At 45.3% G+C, this 1,159-nt stretch carries 1 protein-coding gene; it reads right to left on the bottom strand.

Features of this window, described 5'->3' with window-relative positions:
- Positions 1-13 precede the first annotated feature (13 nt).
- On the bottom strand, positions 14-1,159 hold a 1,146-nt coding region (tuf, locus tag BN200_RS08360), incomplete at its 5' end, for an elongation factor Tu (protein WP_019222114.1).

Genomic DNA, 1,159 nt, shown 5'->3' with positions numbered 1-1,159 from the left:
CAATAACTCTTATTTACTCAATGATTTTAGAAACGATACCTGCACCAACAGTACGACCACCTTCACGGATAGCAAAACGAAGCTTCTCTTCCATGGCAATCGGAACAATCAGAGACACATCCATAGCTACATTATCACCAGGCATAACCATCTCTGTACCTTCTGGCAACGTAACAATTCCCGTCACATCCGTGGTACGGAAGTAAAACTGTGGACGATAATTCGTGAAAAACGGCGTATGACGACCACCTTCATCCTTCGTCAAAATGTAAGCTTCTGCTTTAAATCTCGTATGAGGTGTAACCGACGCAGGCTTCGCCAAAACTTGTCCACGCTCAATCCCTTCACGATCAATCCCACGAAGCAGCGCTCCAATATTATCACCGGCTTGCCCTTGATCCAAAAGCTTACGGAACATCTCAACACCTGTAACTGTCGTCTTAGATGTTGGACGAATGCCGATAATCTCAACTTCCTCACCAACTTTAATCACACCACGCTCAACACGACCCGTCACAACAGTTCCACGACCTGAAATCGAGAAAACATCTTCAATCGGCATCAAAAAGGGCTGATCAACAGGACGCTCAGGCGTCGGTATATAATTATCAACTTCACTCATCAAAAGACGAACTGCATCTTCACCAATGCTTTTATCTTTATCTTCAAGCGCTGCCAAAGCAGAACCTTTAACAATCGGAATATCATCTCCTGGGAAGTCATATTTGGATAACAGCTCCCGAACTTCAAGCTCAACAAGCTCCAAAAGCTCAGCATCATCAACCTGATCAACCTTATTGAGAAAAACAACAATCGCTGGAACACCAACCTGACGGGCAAGAAGAATATGCTCACGTGTCTGAGGCATCGGACCATCGGCAGCAGAAACAACCAAAATTGCGCCATCCATCTGCGCCGCTCCCGTAATCATGTTTTTCACATAATCCGCATGACCTGGACAATCAACATGTGCATAGTGGCGCTTCTCTGTTTCATATTCAACATGCGCCGTAGAAATGGTAATTCCACGTGCACGCTCCTCAGGGGCCGCATCAATTTGGTCATAGGCTTTAAATTCACCAAAATACTTGGTAATCGCTGCCGTTAATGAGGTCTTCCCATGGTCAACGTGACCAATCGTACCAATATTAACATGCGG

This window comes from Bartonella senegalensis OS02, from assembly GCF_000312545.1.
GTDB lineage: Bacteria > Pseudomonadota > Alphaproteobacteria > Rhizobiales > Rhizobiaceae > Bartonella > Bartonella senegalensis.
The sequence above is the reverse complement of the archived record's forward strand: the minus strand, read 5'-3'. Positions and strand labels throughout refer to the sequence as shown.